The organism is Helicobacter sp. MIT 11-5569 (assembly GCF_000765695.2).
In the GTDB taxonomy this organism is placed as follows: Bacteria; Campylobacterota; Campylobacteria; order Campylobacterales; family Helicobacteraceae; genus Helicobacter_D.
In genome coordinates this window covers 106761-126062 of the sequence record NZ_JRPB02000001.1, presented here as the reverse complement: position 1 = coordinate 126062, position 19302 = coordinate 106761, and the positions used below count along the sequence as shown (strand labels likewise).

Sequence of the window (19302 nt, the reverse complement as noted above, 5' to 3'; positions counted from 1 at the left end):
CTTCATTCTTAAAAACTTTTCACTTTTATTTAGCACAATTAAAAAACATAAATCACTGTAACAATCGTCAAGATTCCTGTTACAAACACAAATGTATCCAAAAATTTATTTTGAAATTTCTTTAACTTTGAAACCATATAAATCGCCACAATAGGCATTATAAATAAGATTGCCGCAATGATTGGACCACCTAAGTTTTCAATAAACCCTAAAACGCTAGGATTATAAAAAGCAACAAATAGCATTACAACATACATAACAAGACCGCTAAAAAAGCGAATAAGCTTTAAATTAGGTTCTTTATCGCCAAAAAGTTTGCAAGCTTTTCTAACAACCCCATACGCACCTTCTCTTGCTCCAAAATAATGCCCAAAAAATGAACTTGAAATTGCTAAAAATGCGATAATAGGGCTACTATACACAATCCAAGGATTCTCAAATTTATTTGCAAAAAACGAAAGAATCGGAATATTTTGCGCTCTTGCGTCTGCTAATTCTTCTGGATTTAAAGACAACACGCAAGAAATCACAAAAAACATCACAAAAACAAGCAACATACTAGAAGTTGCAAACAAAATTTCACTTGTTTTTTTCTCATAGATTGTTGCATATTCTTTTTTTACATTTAAAGAAAAAGTAGAAATTGCCGGAGAGTGGTTAAAAGAAAAAACCAAAACAGGAAGCGTTAGCCAAATGATTGTCAAAAATTCTTTTACATTTGGAATCGCGACAAAATCAAAAGACCAATGCGGAATCAAATATAAAGAAAAGGCAAACAAGATAATACAAAGCGGATAAACTAGCCATTCACAAATTTTTGTAATAATCTCTTCACTAAATAGCATAATCACCATAAAAGCACTAACTAAAACAAATACAAGAATCGCACGATAAAAAGGAAAAAGTGCAATAATCTTTTTACCATTAACATCTTTAATCTGATAAATGCTATTTAGCCATTGTGCAAATGCACCATCTACATTTAAAAGGGGCAAAAGTTGGTTATAAATAAAATTTTCAAAAGTATTTGTGATTCCAACACAATACGCAAGACAAATAGGAAAGATAGCAAAAAAATACAAAATTGCGATAAAAAGGCTAACTTTTCGCCCAAAATACTCTTCTGCTGCATAAGTAATATCTTTATCATTTCCACTTGCCTGCAAGACAAAGCGGCTTAATGCCCTATGGCTTAAAAACACCATAGGAAAAATAATAAATGCCATGACCAAAACAGGAAAAACTCCCCCAGAGCCTGCTTTAATAGGCAAATACAAAATCCCAGCTCCAACTGCTGTGCCAAAAAGTGATAACATCCAGCGCGTATCAAATTGTGTCCATTTTAAACTTTTCATCACCATTCCCAAAATTAAATTTTAGCATTGTAACACACTTGATTTAAAGCAAAGCTATGTGAAAACTCTAAACCATCAAGTTATAGTATAATTAGTTTAATTTAATATCAAAAAACAAACTAAAAATTTTAATATTAGCATTAGGAAACAACAATGAACGCTAACGAGTTCCAACCTATCATCAATTTCATTTGGAGTGTTGCAGATGATTTGCTCCGCGATGTTTATGTCAAAGGCAAATATCGCGATGTAATCTTGCCTATGACCTTGCTTAGAAGAATAGATGTCCTCTTAGAACCCACAAAAGACAAAGTGATAAAAACTTACAACACCTACAAAGACAAGCTAGGAAATTTAGATTCCATACTTAGTGGCAAAAATGGTAGCAATATGGGATTCTACAATTATTCCAACTTCACACTAGAAAGCCTTTTAAGTGACCCTAAAAACATAAGAATAAATTTTGAAAACTACCTTGATTCTTTTAGCGAAAACATCAAAGACATTTTTGCAAAATTCAAATTCAAAAACCAGCTTGATACCCTAGAAGACGCAAATATTCTCTTTGGCGTGATAGAGAGATTCTGCTCCCCTAAAATCAACCTTTCAATCAATCCTATTTTGGATAAAGAAGGCAATGTTATTCATAAAGGGCTTAGCAATCTTGGTATGGGCTATGTCTTTGAAGAGCTAATCCGCAGATTCAATGAAGAAAACAATGAAGAAGCAGGCGAACACTTCACACCACGAGAGATTATAGAGCTTATGACACATCTTTTATTTTTACCCCTAAAAGAGCAAATCAAGCAAGGCACTTTTCTCATCTATGATAATGCTTGCGGGAGTGGCGGAATGCTCACAGAATCCAAAGAATTTATCACAGACCCGCAAGGCTTGATTAAATCACAAGCAACAATTCATCTCTATGGACAAGAGATAAACCCAGAAACTTACGCGATTTGCAAAGCTGATATGCTAATAAAAGGTGAAAATCCCGACAATATCAAATACGGCTCAACACTAAGTGATGATAAGTTAGGGCATTTAAAATTTGATTTTATGCTTACAAATCCTCCTTATGGCAAATCATGGGAAAATGACCAAAAAATACTAAACATTGACAAGAAAAGCTCAAAAACAAGTTGCGCCGACCCGCGATTCCAAATCGGTATCACAAGCAAAAGTGATGGGCAAATGATGTTTTTGCTAAACATGCTCTCAAAAATGAAATTTGATACCCCCTTAGGTTCGCGCATAGCTAGCGTGCATAATGGAAGCTCACTTTTTAATAGTGATAGCGGTATGGTGGCAATTAGAAAGCACATTATAGAAAACGACTTTTTAGAAGCCATTGTCGCCTTGCCAACAAATATGTTTTATAACACCGCAATCCCTACTTTTATTTGGATTATCACAAACAAAAAGAAAGAAAAGGGCAAAATAAAGCTTATCAACGCCACAAGCGATTCCTACTACACTAAAATGAAAAAATCTCTTGGCTCAAAGCAAAATGAAATGCAAAAATCCCACATAGAGGCAATTACTGATTTATTTTTGGGCAATACTTCTTGCAAAGATTGCAAAATCTTTGATAATGCAGAATTTGGCTATACCAAAATCGTAATAGAAAGACCAAAAAGCACGCAATCCCTAAAAGATGATGAAAAGTTTGCAAAGCTTTCAAATAAAGAAAAAATTTTAGAAAAACTCCAAAATTTAGAGCAAAACCCTAGAAATTTCAAAGATAGAAAAGAATTTTTTGATTTTCTAGGCATAAAGCTTAAAAAGAGCGAAGAAAACCTTTTAATAGATTCTGATAAAACTAACAACACAGAAAAAATCCCGCTTAAAGTAGAGATTCAAAGCTACTATGAAAATGAAGTCAAGCCCTATGTGCCAAACTCTTGGATAGCGTGGGAAAGCGCGGAAATAGGCTATGAAATCCTTTTTAACAAATACTTCTACACCTACACTCCACCAAGAAGCCTAAATGAGATAGATAAAGACTTGCAAGAATTAGAATCCCAAATACAGAATCTTTTAAAAGAGATTATGCAATGAGAGAATTTAAAGATAGTGGTATAGAGTGGTTGGGGGAGATTCCAAAGGAGTGGGGTTTAGTCAGAGGAGCTTTTATTTTTTCAAATAAAAAGATTCTAAATTCTACTTTGCAGTGTCAAGAAAGACTTTCTTTAACTATGGAAGGTGTAATTGAAAGAAATATTGATGATAATAATGGCTTAAATCCATTAGACTTTAGAACATACCAAATTTTTCAGCAAGATGACTTGGTTTTCAAACTTATAGATTTAGATAATATTAAAACAAGTCGTGTGGGATATGTGCATAAAATTGGAATTATGAGTTCAGCTTATATTAGGTTAATTCCAGCGAAAAATATTTTTTCAAAATATTTTTACTATCAATATTTTGATATGTATTTAAAACATATTTTTAATTATTTGGGTACAGGAGTCCGCTCAACTCTAAATTGTGATGAATTACTTAATATTAAAGTTGTTTATCCACCCCTAAAAGAACAAGAGCAAATCGCGGAATTTTTAGATAAAAAATGCGAAAAAATTTCAAATTTCATAGACAAAAAGCAAAAGCTCATCACACTTTTAGAAGAGAAAAAACAAGCCCTAATCAATGAAGCAGTAACAAAAGGACTAGACAAAAGAGCAGAACTTAAAGACAGCGGCATAAAATATCTAGGCAAAATCCCAAAACATTGGGAAGTTAGGAAGTTAAAATTTGTAATATCAACAAATATAGGATTAGTCTATGTTCCAGAAGAAATTGTCAATAACAAAAATGAGGGGTATCCAGTTTTGCGCGCAAATAATATTCAAAATGGTAAAATAAATTATCAAGATTTAATTTATGTCAATTCTAAACAGATTAGAGAAAAGCAAGTTGCGTTGATTGGGGATTTGCTAATGTGCGTGCGAAATGGAAGTGATAATCTTTTAGGGAAAACAGCTAAAATAATGGATAATGATTTATCATTTGGTGCTTTTACTGCTATTATAAGAAGTCGGTTTAATGATTATCTCTATTGGATTTTTCAAACAGATTTACTTAAGAAATCCATTACCAATTTTTCTATGGCTATAGGAATTGGACAAATTTCTCAAGATGATATTAAAAATTTTACAGTTCCATTCCCACCTTTACAAGAGCAAAAAGAAATCGCACAATTTTTAGATTCTAAAATTGCCAAAATTGATACAATTATAGAAAAAACCAAAAAGCAAATAGAGCTTATCAAAGAATACAAAACCACACTTATATCCCAAGCCATCTGCGGAAGAATAAATTTATAGAAAAGAGGTAGTTATGAATAAAGAATCTTTGGATATTGAAAAACAAAATTTGCAAATTCATTATTATTTTAATGATGAATCGCATTCTATGAATGCCCATATCCGTAACGCTATGGAAAAAGAGCTTTTAAGTTTTATTAGTGAATTAGGAACACTATTAAATCTTGAAATTAAAATAGAAAGCAAGGCTAGGGAAGAAGGAGGGCTGATAGATGACTTTATTATAATAATCAATTCAATTTACCCAATAGCTATCGCATTCTTTTTTAAAGAAGCTTTCAATAAAATCGCAATTCATTACCTTACGGGAGGATATAAAAGAAATAAATTAGATAATCTCTTAAAAGAAGAACAAATCAGAGAATTAAAACTTAAAAATGATGATTTCTCTAAAATTATAGAGAAACTTCAAGAACCTGAACAAAATTCAAAAATCAGAAGAATATTATCGAACTTTTATAAAAAAGCAAAAAATTATGAAAAGATTAAACAAGTCGGGTATCAAACTAATACAAACGAAGTAATTGTTCTGCGAAATGATTTTAATTCTTTTATTGTTGGAGAAAATAAAGATACAGATATTATTGAAGATGCAAAAATTGAAATTATATCTCCTGTGTTAAAAGAGGGTAGATTTAAATGGAAAGGAATTTATAATAAAGAAAAGATAGATTTTAGTATGGGTGATAGTGGCTTTAAAAGAGATGTGATTAATCAAAAATATAATTTTATTAATGGCACAATTATTACTTGTCAATTAGAAATTTGTAGAACTTTTGATGATTGCGGGGAAGAAATCAGAATATCACATCGGGTAAAGAAGGTTTATGATGTAGAGAAAAATAATAATATCCAAATAACAAAACAAGGCATAAAAAGAAAAAAACAAAAATATAATGGACCAAGCCTATTTGATTTAATAGAAGACAACAATAAGGACTAACAATGTCAAACTACCAAGAAAAAGACTTAGAAAGCTTTATAGAAGAATATTTACTCTCTAAAAATGGTTATATCAAAAGAGTAAGCGGGGATTATGATAAGAATCTATGCTTAGATAAAGAGCTTTTTATAAGCTTTATAGAATCCACACAAAGCGAAAAATTAGAAGAGATTAAAAAGCGTTTGGGAGAGAATTATAAAGAGGAATTTTTTAAAAAAGTTTCAATCCAAATCAAAGAAAAAGGCATAGTCAAAGCCTTGCAAACTTGTGTAGAAGTTAAAGGAATAAAAATTTTCTTAGCTTACGCAAAGCCAAATACGAATTTTAATCAACAAAGTGAGCAAAACTACAATCACAACACCCTTTCAATCATTCGCCAACTTTATTTTAGCCAACAAAGCAAGGATTCCATAGATATAGTGCTTTTTCTAAATGGAATCCCACTTGTTACAATTGAGCTAAAAAATCCTTTTACACATCAAAATGTTTATGACGCAATCAAACAATACAAAACAGATAGAAACCCAAGAGAACCCCTTTTAAATCGCTGTATTGTGTATTTTGCGCTTGATAGTGATTTAAGCTTTATGACAACCAAACTTGAAGGAGAAAAAACCTACTTTTTGCCTTTTAATCGTGGGTTAAATAATGGAAGCGGAGAAATAGGGCTAAGTAATGGTGCAGGGAATCCGCTAAGTGAGGGCATAAAAACTGCTTATATGTGGGAGAAAATTTTTACCAAAGCAACTTTAATAAATCTTATTTTTAATTTTGTGCAAATTATTAAGAAAAATGATAAAGAAGTAATTATCTTCCCTAGATTTCACCAATTTGATTTAATAGAAAAGCTACTTTTAGACGCAAAAGAAAATGGCGTGGGGCAACGCTATCTTATAGAGCATAGCGCAGGAAGTGGCAAAAGCAATTCTATTGCATGGCTTGCGCATAATCTTGTAAGTTTGCATAGATTAGAAAATGGCAAAATGCAAAATATCTTTGATACTATCATTGTCGTAACTGATAGAAAAGCCCTAGATAGTCAAATAAGAGAAAATGTGCAATCTTTTTCACAAGATAAGAATCTCGTTGAAGCCATAACGCAAGGGAGCAGACAACTAAGAAACGCCCTAGAAGAAGGTAAGAAAATCATCATTACAACGATTCAAAAATTCCCTTATATTTTAGATGAAATCACACAGCTTAAAGCTAAAACCTTTGCGATTCTCATTGATGAGGCACATTCTAGCCAAAGTGGAAGCAATGCACAAAAACTAGGGGAAGTTATTAGAGATAAAGACGAATCCCAAAACGAGGAATCCCAAGAAAATACAGAAACTACAATAGAAGATGAAATTACAGAAATTATAAAAAATAAAAAGCTCCAACCCAATGCTTCCTATTTTGCTTTTACTGCCACGCCTAAACCAACAACCTTAGAGCTTTTTGGCACAGCTTGTGAAATACAAAACACTAAGAAATTTATCCCCTTTCATCTCTACCCAATGAAACAAGCTATTGAAGAGGGATTTATCCTTGATGTGTTGCAAGGATACACGACTTATAAAAGCTATTATAGAATCCTATCGCGCATAGAAGAGAATCCGCTTTATGACAAGAAAAAGGCTAATGCTAAACTAAAAGCCTATGTTGTTAGCAATGTTGAAACTATTAAGAAAAAATCTAGCATTATGATAGAGCATTTTTTCAATAAAACTTTTAGAAAAATTAATGGAAAAGCAAAAGCAATGGTGGTTACAAGTTCAAGGAAAAATGCCATAAATTATTACTTTGCTTTTAGGGAATATTTAAGGGCAAATTATCCAAACTTTAAAGCTATTGTGGCATTTTCTGGGGAAGTGGCTTTAAATGGGGAAACTTATAGCGAAAGTGGGTTAAATGGCTTTGGGGAAAGTGTTTTAAAAAAGGAATTTAAAAAAGATGAGTATAAATTCTTAATTGTCGCAGAAAAGTATCAAACCGGTTTTGATGAGCCACTTTTGCATACAATGTATGTAGATAAAGCTTTAAGCGGCGTCAATGCAGTGCAAACTCTCTCACGACTAAATAGAACCTGCCCAAACAAAGAAGATACTTGCGTGATTGATTTTGTAAATACACATGAAGATATTGCCAAAGCTTTTGAGCCTTTTTATGAGCAAACTTATTTAGGTGAAGCAACCGAAGATGAGCAAATCTTTACCCTTAAAACAAATCTAGCAGAATATGGAATCTACACTCAAGATGAAATAGATTCCTTTGTCAAAGCAATTTTAAACAGAGAAAAAGAAGATATTATCCACCCTAAGCTTGATATTATGGTGGGGCGTTTTAATGGGAAGCAAGAAGATGAAAGAAAAGAATTTTACACTAAGGCAAAAACTTATCTTAAAGCCTATTCTTTTCTTGTGCAAATTTTGCCCTATGAAGATATAGAGCTTGAAAAACTTTATATCTTATTAAAAAAGCTAGTTACTAAGCTTGCTCCTCCAAATGCTGATGATTTTGCAAAAGATATATTAAAAAATATAGATTTTGATAGCTTTCGTGTGCAGCTTGATAAAAGTCAAAATATCATCCTTAAAGCAAATGGCGAGTTAAAACCTTCCCAAGCAGATGGTTCAAGCGCAACTCCACAAACAGAGCTAGAAGAGCTTTCAAGTATTGTAAAAGAATTTAATGAAAAATTTGGAATGGATTTTGAAGAAAGAGACAAGATAGTTAAAGATTTGCACAATATCAAAAACACTATGGCAAAAGATGAGAGAATCTTAAATTCTTTAAAAAATTCTGATAGGCAAAATTTGCGCATAGAATTTGAAACAATTTTGCAGGAAAAATTCCAAGATATTATAGAAGAAAATTTCGCACTTTTTCAACAATTTAATGATGATAACGCATTTAAAAATAGAATCACACAAACAATGTTTGAAATGGTTTGCTCTAATACAAAATCACACAATCTTCTATAATATTTCTACTCACAAATACTTCTAGGTATTTATGCGTGCGATTCTAAAAGCTCAATAGCGTGTTTTGAAGATTTTTCAATATCTCCAAATGTATTGATGATAGATTCCACATTTTCTTTTGTCAAAGTATGGCTAAGTTTATCTAACGCAGAATTTGTATCTGCAAGCAAGGCTTGTTTTGTTTGATTTAACCCTTCAATATCTAATTGTCCGATTCTTAGTAATGTTTTTTCATTATCTAAATACTTAGAAATAGGATTAATGGCATTAAAATCGCAAGTTTCCTTTCTTAGATTAAAACTTAGATATAAATTTGATTTATACACAATGTGTTCTAGCTTAGAAATACTCAATAACAAGCGCGAAGATAGTTTATCAAAGACTTCTTGAAGCGTGATTGTTGTTTGCTCCATTTTTCCAAATATCTCACTAAAATTTGCAATATTGCTTTGCGTAGAGTTTGCATAATCAGAAATTTGAGAAAAATTGTCTTGAATCTCGGCAATTTCTTGTTGCATATTTTGCACTACCATTGAGATTCCATTAGTTGCCTTGTGCGTCTTTTCTGCAAGCTGGCGCACTTCATCAGCAACAACAGCAAACCCTCTTCCGTGCTCTCCTGCTCTTGCTGCTTCAATGCTTGCATTTAAGGCAAGTAAATTTGTTTGGTTAGCAATATCGGCAATAATCTCAACAACAGAATGAATATCTTTTGATTTTTGAGTAAAGCTCTCTATGGTGGCTAGATTTTCATTAATAATCACCATTAATGTATCAATGGATTCGTTAATACTTGCTACATCTCTTTGAGAATCCTTAGCACTTGTTGTAATATTTGTAACATTGTCATTTACAATATCAAGCTGCTGCATATCTCCATCTAAATCTGATGAAATTTTTGTTAAATTTTCATTTTGGCTACCCAAGCTCAAATCAAGAAGAGATTTAGCAAGCGCATTTTGAATATTTTCTTTTGCATTCTCTTCAATTTTTAGTAATGCTGCATTAATATTATTAATATTTTGAATAAAATCACCCTTTAAGCCTTGTGCATAAGCTAGACGATAATATTTTCCTTGTTGAGAAGAATGGACTGCGGTGCTAATTTCTCGCATAAAAGCTTCTAAATTATCCGCCACATTATTTAGATTATTTGCCATTGTGCAAAGGTCTGCATCACCTTCAATCCATAAAACACGCTTTTCAAATATTCCTTTTTGATAAAAATTTGTAACATTCAGCATTTTTTGAATAAACTCTTCACGCTTTTTAAATTTTAAGAATCCCAAAATCAAAGAAGTCATAATTAAAACATAAAAGACTAAATGCGCACTAAAGTTTTGTAAAAGAATTTCAACAACAAAACCAATAACACTAAGTGCGATTCCAATCATTAAAAAAATTTTCATCTATAACCCCCTACTTTTCCTTGTGATTGAAGGTCAATAATTAATTTGTCCCAAGTTGTATTGTTTTGCTCTAAATAATCTAATACAAATTTTACACTTGCATCTAACCCATGCTCTTTTTCAATGAGCAATAATTGCTTATAAATTTCTATCATTGCTTCGATTCCAGCTTTGCTCGCACGACGACGCACAGAATAATACCCAATCACTTGTCCATTTTCATCATAAGAAGGAGTTACATTCGTAAAAACCCAATATGTTTGACGCTTTTTAGAAAGATTGCACACAAATGCAAAAAATTCTTGCTTTGCCTCTATTGTATCCCACAAAAGTTTAAAAGCAGCGCGTGGCATAAAAGGATGACGCACAATACTATGAGGTTTGCCTAAAAACTCTTTTTCACTATAAACAACATATTTAATAAAATCAAGATTCCCATAAGTTATTTTGCCTTTTAAATCTGTTTTGGAAGTAATTAAAGTATCATCATTTAAAAAAACTTCATTTTTAAGAAGGTTCAAGAGAGATTCCATATTTTTTCCTTAAGAAAAATATAAAAATAATGCTAAAATAATAATTATTACTAAAAATTTATAAGAATCACATAAAGACAGCTGTAAAATTTTCTAAATTTAATAATGATTAAATAAAATAACTTCAAGTCAAAACCAAAAAACAAATTTTTCAAGCCTGAATAATATAAAAAGAATAAAAATGCAATTAGTAAATTTTAAGTTTTGCTTAGATAGAATGCACTTAATTAAGGTTGTTTTAAAAAACTTTAAAGATTAAAGAATGAAAGTCGCACTCATACAATTCACACCAGAATCCTACCAAAGAGAAGAAAATTTAGATAAATCCTTGAATCTCGCCTCAAAAGCTGTAGAAAAAGGTGCAAAAATCATCGTTTTACCCGAACTTTTTGATAGCGGATATTGCGTTGAGGATAAAGATTCTAAATTTGGGCTTGATTTTGCATTTTTCCAAAAAGCCATAAAAAACAAAAGACTAAAAGAACTTTCTTCAAAATACCCTACACTTCATCGTTTGTATGAATTTGCAAAAACGCATTCTATTCACATCATTACTTCAAGTATCGAAAAAGATAAAAATAAGTTTTACGATAGTGCTTATATTATTAATAAAGAAGGCTTGGTAGGCAAATACCGCAAAATTTACCTTTGGGGTAATGAAAAAAAGCGATTCCAAAGGGGCAAAGATTATCCTATCTTTAAACTCAAAATCGACAAAGAAATCATCAAAGTCGGTTTAGGTATTTGCTATGAAATAGGCTTTGGCGAGGGGGCGAGATTCTTATCTTTAAAAGGAGCGCAGATTCTTATTTATCCCGCAGCTTTTGGCAAGGCAAGAAATTATGTGTGGGATTTAGCAAGTAGAGCAAGAGCCTTAGAAAATGGCGTTTTTGTCTTAGCGAATAATCGAAGTGGGTCTGAAGTCTCTAAGCTTAATGGCGAGACTTTAGAATTTGCAGCAAATTCAAGAATCATTAATCCAAAAGGAGAGATTCTCACTCAAGCTTTACAAGATGAAGAAGTCATTGTGGCGGATTTAAATCTTGCAGAAGTTACATCGCAAAGAGAGGCTTTGCCTTATTTAAAAGATTTAAATGTAAAGCTCAATCAAAAAGTTCTAAAAGAGCTTTTATCTTAACACAAGGAGAATAAAATGGCAAAAGAAATTTTAGTTGCTTATGGCGTTGATATTGATGCAGTTGCAGGTTGGCTTGGAAGCTATGGCGGGGAAGATTCTCCTGATGATATTTCACGAGGACTTTTTGCGGGTGAAGTAGGGATTCCTAGACTTTTAAATTTATTTAAAAAATACAATCTTCCAGCGACTTGGTTTGCACCCGGACATTCTATTGAGACTTTCCCTGAGCAAATGAAAATGATTGTAGATGCAGGGCATGAGATTGGTGCGCATGGCTATTCCCATGAGAATCCTATAGCAATGACACCTAAGCAAGAAGAAGATGTACTTGTCAAAAGTATAGAGCTGATTAAAGATTTAACAGGTAAAAAACCAAATGGTTATGTTGCTCCATGGTGGGAGTTTTCTAATGTAACAAATGAGCTTTTGCTAAAGCATGAAATTAAATACGACCACTCTTTAATGCACAATGACTTCACACCTTATTATGTGCGTGTGGGCGATAGCTGGACAAAAATTGATTATAGAGCTCAAGCAAAGGATTGGATGAAGCCTTTAGTAAGAGGGCATGAAACAGATTTAGTAGAGATTCCTGCAAACTGGTATTTAGATGATTTACCACCAATGATGTTTATCAAAAAATCTCCTAATAGCTTTGGATTCATTTCCCCAAGAGATATAGGGCAAATGTGGATAGACCAATTTGATTGGGTTTATCGTGAAATGGATTATGCGGTTTTTGCGATGACAATACACCCTGATGTAAGCGCAAGACCACAAGTTTTACTTATGCATGAACGCATTATTGAGCATATCAACAGCAAAGAAAATGTGCGTTGGGTAAATTTCAATGAAATTGCAGACGACTTCCTTAAAAGATGTCCAAGAAAAAAGTAAATATTAAAAATCAAAGGGCTATTTTAGCCCTTTAGTAAGGTTTATTATGTGTGTTTTATGCGGAGAAATGCTAAGCGTTTTGCATTGGAGTGATGCGCACTTTAAAGAAGAAAGCTCTGTTATTGTAGCAGGAGAGAATCAAAGAGAGAGAATGCGCTTAAGGCTTAAAAAAGTCGCAATCATCAATGATATTTTAGAGTTTTATGGGCTAAATCTCAAAGATTGGCAAGGAAGCAAATATCTCCTAAGCAACAAAAAAGGCGGTTTTGTGATTGTTAATGACCTTGGAGATTTATGGATTAAAGCAAGTGAGCTTGAAGGATTCTCACTTGATGCTATTGATGAAAACCTCCTTGATTTTCTAAACACAAAAAATGCCAGCTAAAATTCCTATCCATATCATCACAGGTTTTTTAGGAAGCGGTAAAACTACTTTTTTAAAAGAACTCTTACAAGATAAGAAAAATGCAAATATTGCTGTTGTAGTCAATGAGCTTGGAGAAATTTCTCTTGATGATATGCTTATCCAAACTGAATTTGTCAAAGAAAAAACAATTATGCTTAATGCTGGCTGTATGTGCTGCAACAAAAGAGAGGATTTAAGCATAAAGTTTAAAGAACTCCTTAATAAATATGAGCAAAAAAACCAAAAATTAGAGAGAATCCTAATAGAAACCACAGGCATTGCAAATCCCGCACCTATTATTTTTACCTTTTTAAGTGATATATTTTTATCAAATCATTTTGAAGTTTTTAATATCATCACTTGCATTGACGCTCTTAGCGGACTTTCACATATTCAAAATAACCAAGAAGCGTATAATCAAATCATTAGCGCAGATTGTATTTTACTCACAAAAACAGATTTAAACCACGATATAAGCCCCTTAAAAACAAAAATAGATTCCATTCATCAAGGCATAGATTTTATTGACAAAAAGGATTTTAGTTTTGAAAATCTCACAAATATAAAAAGCCAAAATTTGACTGCGATTCCTAATGAAACTTCTCATACAAGCGAGATTGACTCACTCTGCCTTTCTTTTGATGAAAGCTTAGATTGGAGTATTTTTAGCATTTGGCTTAGCATGCTTTTGCACCGCTATGGAGAGCAGATTCTAAGGGTAAAGGGGCTTTTAGATGTGGGAGAAGATTATCTTGTAAATCTCAATGGTGTGGGACATCTTATCTACCCAACCACTCATACTAAAACACGAGGAAAAGGCTCAAAGCTAGTAATTATCGCAAAAAATCTAGACCTCAAACGCATTGCTAAATCTTTAGAATCTTTTTTGAATCTTTCTGCAAGATACACGCAATATTAATTAGAATTTCTTTTTATTAACATCATCAAGAATATCTTGAGCGACTTTATCTACTCTCTCGCTAATCTCAAAACTTGCATTAGCGATTCCAACATTTTCTTGTGTAACAGCGTCCAAATGAGAAACAGCTTCATTGATTTGGGTAACTCCTGCAGTTTGCTCTTTAATAGATTCTCCCATATCATTAACACTTTGCACTAAGAGATTCGTATTTGCTTCAATCTCTCCTAGAGATTTTTGCGTGCGCTCTGCTAGTTTTCTAACTTCATCAGCAACAACTGCAAAGCCTCTTCCATGCTCTCCTGCTCTTGCTGCTTCAATAGCTGCATTTAATGCTAAAAGGTTTGTTTGGTCGGCAATATCTCTAATGATTCCAATGACATTTTTAATATCTTCACTTTGTCGCACTACATCTTCTGTTTTGCTGCTCACATTTTGCATAGAAGCAGTAATCTCTTCTACCGCTTGTGCAGTTTTGTCTAAGCTAGCTGCTTGAGAATTTGTTAAATTTGTGAGATTTGATACTGCCTCAGCAAGAGATTTTGACTCCATAGAGAGAGATTGTGCAAATTCAGAACTTGCGCGAAGCATTTTTCTAATTTCTTCTCCTAGAGTATTTGTTACCACCTCTACTCTTCCATGCGCATCTTTTACTTCTGTGGTGAAGTCAAGCTTGGTATAAGAATCAAAGACGCGTGAAATTTCGTTTGTATCTGAACCTATTTTAGATTGTAAATCATCTAAAAGATGGTTGAGCACATTTTTTAATTCATTAAGCTTTGGACTATGAGGAGTTTCTGTAATTCTTGCAGTAAAATCCCCAGATTCTATTGTTTTTGCAGTTTGGACAGATTGTTCGACTGCTTTAGAATCTTGCTCTAATCCTTTTTGTGTTTTTTCTACATTAAAATTAATAGCAGCTGCCATTTGCCCAAATTCGTCTTTGGTTTTAATTGCAATAGGTTTTGGAGCTGTTTTAACTTCAAAATTAAGGAAGCTAAAAAATGCTTTTAAGCCTTGTGTGATAGTTGCTAAAGGATGCAACATAATATTAACCACTATATAAAGAATCGCACTTGCAATCAGAGCAAATAAGATTCCTAAGCCTATTTGCACATATCCTGCTTTGATAATTGGTGCTTCAATCTCTTTGATAGTTTCTAAACTACACAAAGTAAAATCGGCAAATTCTGGATGCGAAACAGATTTGCATTGTGCGATTTTCTCAACCCCATTTTCTAGAATTGTAAAAGGTTCAAAATCTCCTGTTTTATGGCTCATTGCATCAATTTCATCAAAGAATTTATCTTTTTTCAAAATATATGATTTTTCAGTAGCAATAAATGGAATATTTTGAGAGTCAAGCGCGAAAAGATTTATATCATTTTGCTCTTTAAGGGCATCAAAATACTGCTGTAAGTTTTCAAGGAAAATATCTATACCAACCACCCCTATAAGTTTTCCATTTTTCACAATAGGATAACTATAAGTAAAGTTTGGTTTCCCTGTGATAGAATCGCTATAAATCTCGGTTTGGTAAAATCCATTCTTTTTAACTGCTTCTATAAACCAACCGCGTTGATTTGCTTGATAACCAGTATTGTCATAATCCCCACCGCGGAAACGATAAATTTGTCCTGCTTCATCTGTTAAATGGTTGCTTTCAATCATTGTTCCATTTGCCAAACCTAAATAAGTCGCATATATTCCAGCAGTATCTTTATGTAGTTTAAGAAAATCCCCTATATGTTGAGCAATAAGCTCTCTTGAAGCAAGCTGGCTATCTGGCAAAGAATTAATCTTATCCACCAAAGCAAGAACAGCTTTTTTCATCTGCTCATTGTTGATGCCAATAACCATCTCAACAACTCTTAACTCCTTTGCTTGGTTTTCTGTTGCAGTTTTCATTGATTCTTGCTTGTTAAGTGTTATAGAAACGGTGCTTAACAAAACCATAGCAATTATAGAAATAATGCTTACAAGCAGTGCGACTTTAATCTTTACACTCATGATTTTCCTCCCTAAAAATAATCAACGCTATTAAGATGACACAGAAATAAACTTAGAATTATATCTAAATATTGCTGCTTAAGTAAATGTATTTTTTAGGGTCTGCAAAATTTATTCACCTAAATCTCTATCCTTGTTTTGAAGCCAAAAACACAATGAAGTTAATATTTTATGATAGAATATTTCATTACTGCATTAAATTATTGAGGGAAAAAATATCATGTCAGATAAAAGCAAAATTCTAGGATTTGATATTGGGATTACAAGCATTGGTTGGGCTTATGTTGAGGGTGAAGAACTCATTGATTGTGGGGTGAGAATCTTCACTAAAGCAGAAAATCCTAAAACAAAAGAATCTTTGGCGTTACCTAGAAGAGAAGCACGAGGGGTTAGGCGGAGATTAGCACGAAGAAAAGGCAGGCTTAATGCGATTAAACAGCTGATATGCAAAGAATTTGGGTTAAATTATCAAGATTATATAGCACAAGATGGGGAACTACCTAAGGCTTATGCAGGAAAGCTTATAAATCCTTATGAACTAAGGTCTAAAGCATTAAGAGAGAAGCTAGAAAAAGAAGAATTAGCAAGGGTGATTTTGCATATTGCTAAACATCGTGGGTATGGAAATAAACACGCCAAAGAAACTGATGATGCAGAATCGGGAAAAATTAAAAAAGCTATTTCAAATAATGAAAAAATATTAAATGAAAAGGGTTACCAAAGTGCAGGAGAATATCTTTATCAAGAATTTTTTCAAAAAGAAAGATTGCAAGAAGAGAAAAAAGGTAACAATACTACAAAAGAATTTAAAAATGTGCGTAATAAGGCAGGAGATTATGAACACTGCATCGCACAAACCCAAATGCAAAATGAGCTTAGATTAATTTTTGAAAAACAAAGAGAATTTGGGTTAAATTTTAGTGAAGAATTTAAAAAGAAGGTATTAGAAACCGCCTTTTTTCAAAGACCTTTAAAAGATTTTAGCGACAAAATAGGTGATTGCACCTTTATAGAAGGAGCGAAACGCGCCCCCAAAGATTCTCTAAGCGCGATAGAGTTTGTTGCTTTAGGTCGCATTATTAATACATTAAAAAATTTACAAAACACTAGCGGTGAAGTTTATAGTAGAGATAAAATTAATGAAATTTTACAAATCGTGCTAGATAAAGGCGAGATAAGCTATAAAAAGCTAAGAGAGATTTTAGATATAGAATCTAGTGTTCGTTTTAAAGATTCTAAACTTGATTATACAAAAGAGCTTAAAGAAGCTGAAAAAACTAAACTTTTTGAATCAAAAAACTTGCAAAAATTTAAAAAGGCTTTGGGTAGCTTTGAGGGAATTTCTCGCGAAATTTTAGATTCTATTGCAAAAGAAATTATGATAACTAAGGACAAAGAAAAACTTGCAAAAGAATTGAAAAAATTCCCGCTTGATGAAACACAAATACAGAATCTAAGCAATCTTTCATTCTCTCAAACAATTAATCTAAGCCTTGAAGCATTGAGTCAAATTTTACCTTTTATGCGTGGAGAAAGAGAAGACAAGTGCTTGCGTTATGATGAGGCAGTGGAAAAAGCGGGATTAAAAGAAGTAGCAAAAAATAAATCTAAAGATGATTTTCTCCCTCCTCTTGAAAATTATGAGCCTTATCTTGCCAATCCTGTTGTCGCAAGGGCATTAAGTGAGTATCGCAAGGTGTTAAATGCACTTTTAAGAAAATATGGCAAGATGCACAAGATTCATATAGAATTTACGCGTGAAGTTGGTAAAAGTAAGGAAGAGCGAAATAAAATTGAAAAAGAGCAAAAAGAAAATTTTGCTAAAAATCAAGAGGCACAAAAGCAATGTGAGATTCTAGGATTACCAATTAATGGTGCAAATATTCTTAAAATGAAGCTTTGGAGAGAGCAGCAAGAATCTTGTGTGTATAGTGGAAAAGAGATTGCAATAGATGATTTAAAAAATCCTGCTATTTTACAAGTTGATCATATTTATCCTTATTCACGAAGTTTCGATGATAGCTATAATAATAAAGTGCTTGTTTTTAGCAAAGAAAACCAAAATAAGCTCAACAAAACACCTTTTGAAGCTTTTGGCGAAAATAAAGACAAATGGGAAAAAATCTTAAGTCTTGCAAGTAAGCTTCCAAAGCCAAAACGGCAGAGAATCTATAATATGCAGTTTAAAGATAAAGAGCAAGGATTCCTTACGCGAAATATCAATGATACGGGCTATATCGCAAGACTTGTTAGCCAATGGACAAAAAATTGTCTAAGTTTTGAGAAGTTAAGCGAAGATGAAGTAAGCATTGCAGGAGAAAAAGGAAGTAAAGTGCATGTGGAAGTCATAAGCGGGAGTTTAACCGCTATGCTTAGACATTATTGGGGATTAGGAGATAAAAATCGTGATAATCACCTCCACCACGCAGTTGATGCGATAATTATCGCTTATAGTAATGAAAAAGTTATTAAGGCATTTTCAGATTATAAAAAACACAGAGAACAAAATAAGGCAAAGTTTTATGCGAAAGAAATTGCAGAATCTGAATATAAAAAACAAAAAGTATTCTTTGAGCCAACGAATCATTTTAGGCAAAAGGTTTTGGAAAAAATAGATTCTATCTTTGTTTCTAAACCTCCACGTAAAAGAGCAAGGGGAGCTTTGCATGAAGAAACATTTTACTCCTTTGAAAGATTATGCAATGATAAAGAATATGCTAAAAAAGAAAAAATGGATTATGGTGGGAAAGCGGGTATCCAAAAGGCAATAGCATTAGGAAAAATCCGCCAAGTTGGCACAAAAATTGTGAGTAATGGAACAATGGTGCGTGTGGATATTTTTCAACACAAAAGCAATGGTAAATTCTATGGTGTGCCAATTTATACAATGGACTTTGCCTTAGGAGTGCTGCCTAATAAAGCAGTAGTAAGTGGTAAAGATAAACAAGGAGTGATTAAAGATTGGCTTGAAATGGATTCTAACTATGAATTTTGCTTTAGTCTTTTTAAAGATGATTTGATTTTAGTGCAGAAAAAGGAAATGGAAAAGGCGGAGTTGTGTTATTACACAGATTTTAATTCTAACACAGCAGGAATAAAGTTTGAAAAACACAATAATTTGTATGTAAATTTAAACGAAAATGAACGCAAGCTATTTACCAGCAAAGAAGTTGTTAAGGGGGGCAAGAAAAATGTATGGAAAGATAAAACACCCAAAGAAATAGAGCAACTAGAAAAAAATAGAAAAATTATAGGTGGATTTGTAACAATAGAAGATTTAAAAACTTTTGAAAAATACCAAGTCTCACCCTTAGGTGAAGTGCAAAAGGCAGATTTTGCACCGCGTCAAGCTATCACCCTAAAATCTAGCCCAAAACATAGAATTAATAAATAA

The 19302-nt window shown here is 32.6% G+C and carries 13 protein-coding genes; 9 read left to right on the top strand and 4 right to left on the bottom strand.

Translation table 11 applies throughout. From position 1 onward, the window contains the following. Positions 1 to 38 precede the first annotated feature (38 nt). Entirely contained in the window at positions 39 to 1355 is a 1317-nt protein-coding gene (locus LS70_RS00580) for an aromatic amino acid transport family protein (RefSeq protein WP_034287386.1), read from the bottom strand. Between the two features lie 153 nt (positions 1356 to 1508). On the opposite strand from LS70_RS00580, the gene LS70_RS00575 reads away from it, so the two are divergent. Genes LS70_RS00575 through LS70_RS00560 form a run of 4 tightly spaced genes read left to right on the top strand, consistent with a single transcriptional unit; the run spans position 1509 to position 8596 of the window. Then, complete coding sequence (locus tag LS70_RS00575; RefSeq protein ID WP_034287383.1) at positions 1509 to 3416, top strand: type I restriction-modification system subunit M; 1908 nt, start codon at positions 1509 to 1511, stop codon at positions 3414 to 3416. Then, positions 3413 to 4684: a restriction endonuclease subunit S gene (locus tag LS70_RS00570; protein WP_138109277.1), complete on the top strand. Its 1272-nt coding sequence runs from the start codon at positions 3413 to 3415 to the stop codon at positions 4682 to 4684. The genes LS70_RS00575 and LS70_RS00570 overlap by 4 nt, the downstream gene beginning before the upstream one ends. A gap of 13 nt (positions 4685 to 4697) precedes the next feature. After that, the gene (locus LS70_RS00565) at positions 4698 to 5627 is read left to right on the top strand and encodes a hypothetical protein (protein ID WP_034287175.1); all 930 of its coding nucleotides are present in this window, start codon (positions 4698 to 4700) and stop codon (positions 5625 to 5627) included. Between the two features lie 2 nt (positions 5628 to 5629). Further along, a complete protein-coding gene (locus LS70_RS00560; protein ID WP_034287173.1) occupies positions 5630 to 8596 on the top strand; it encodes a type I restriction endonuclease subunit R in 2967 nt (988 codons plus the stop codon). Between the two features lie 29 nt (positions 8597 to 8625). On the opposite strand, the gene LS70_RS10365 is transcribed toward LS70_RS00560, so the two are convergent. After that, positions 8626 to 10005 carry a methyl-accepting chemotaxis protein gene (locus LS70_RS10365; RefSeq protein ID WP_034287171.1) on the bottom strand — a complete coding sequence of 460 codons (1380 nt, stop codon included), beginning with the start codon at positions 10003 to 10005 and terminating at the stop codon, positions 8626 to 8628. Then, positions 10002 to 10538, bottom strand: a complete 537-nt coding sequence (locus LS70_RS00550) for a PAS domain-containing protein (protein ID WP_034287168.1) — start codon at positions 10536 to 10538, stop codon at positions 10002 to 10004. Before LS70_RS00550 ends, LS70_RS10365 begins: the two co-directional genes overlap by 4 nt. Positions 10539 to 10800: 262 nt before the next feature. On the opposite strand from LS70_RS00550, the gene LS70_RS00545 reads away from it, so the two are divergent. The 4 genes from LS70_RS00545 to LS70_RS00530 are packed head-to-tail and all read left to right on the top strand — an operon-like array spanning position 10801 to position 13898. Beyond that, a complete protein-coding gene (locus tag LS70_RS00545; RefSeq protein WP_034287165.1) occupies positions 10801 to 11676 on the top strand; it encodes a carbon-nitrogen hydrolase family protein in 876 nt (291 codons plus the stop codon). A 15-nt stretch (positions 11677 to 11691) separates the two neighbouring features. Further along, a complete protein-coding gene (locus LS70_RS00540) occupies positions 11692 to 12573 on the top strand; it encodes a polysaccharide deacetylase family protein (protein ID WP_034287163.1) in 882 nt (293 codons plus the stop codon). A gap of 46 nt (positions 12574 to 12619) precedes the next feature. Next, the gene (locus LS70_RS00535) at positions 12620 to 12958 is read left to right on the top strand and encodes a hypothetical protein (protein WP_034287161.1); all 339 of its coding nucleotides are present in this window, start codon (positions 12620 to 12622) and stop codon (positions 12956 to 12958) included. Then, positions 12948 to 13898: a CobW family GTP-binding protein gene (locus LS70_RS00530; protein WP_034287159.1), complete on the top strand. Its 951-nt coding sequence runs from the start codon at positions 12948 to 12950 to the stop codon at positions 13896 to 13898. The genes LS70_RS00535 and LS70_RS00530 overlap by 11 nt, the downstream gene beginning before the upstream one ends. On the opposite strand, the gene LS70_RS10360 is transcribed toward LS70_RS00530, so the two are convergent. Then, positions 13899 to 15908, bottom strand: a complete 2010-nt coding sequence (locus LS70_RS10360) for a methyl-accepting chemotaxis protein (RefSeq protein WP_052083261.1) — start codon at positions 15906 to 15908, stop codon at positions 13899 to 13901. Between the two features lie 220 nt (positions 15909 to 16128). On the opposite strand from LS70_RS10360, the gene cas9 reads away from it, so the two are divergent. Beyond that, positions 16129 to 19302 carry a type II CRISPR RNA-guided endonuclease Cas9 gene (gene cas9 / locus LS70_RS00520; protein ID WP_034287148.1) on the top strand — a complete coding sequence of 1058 codons (3174 nt, stop codon included), beginning with the start codon at positions 16129 to 16131 and terminating at the stop codon, positions 19300 to 19302.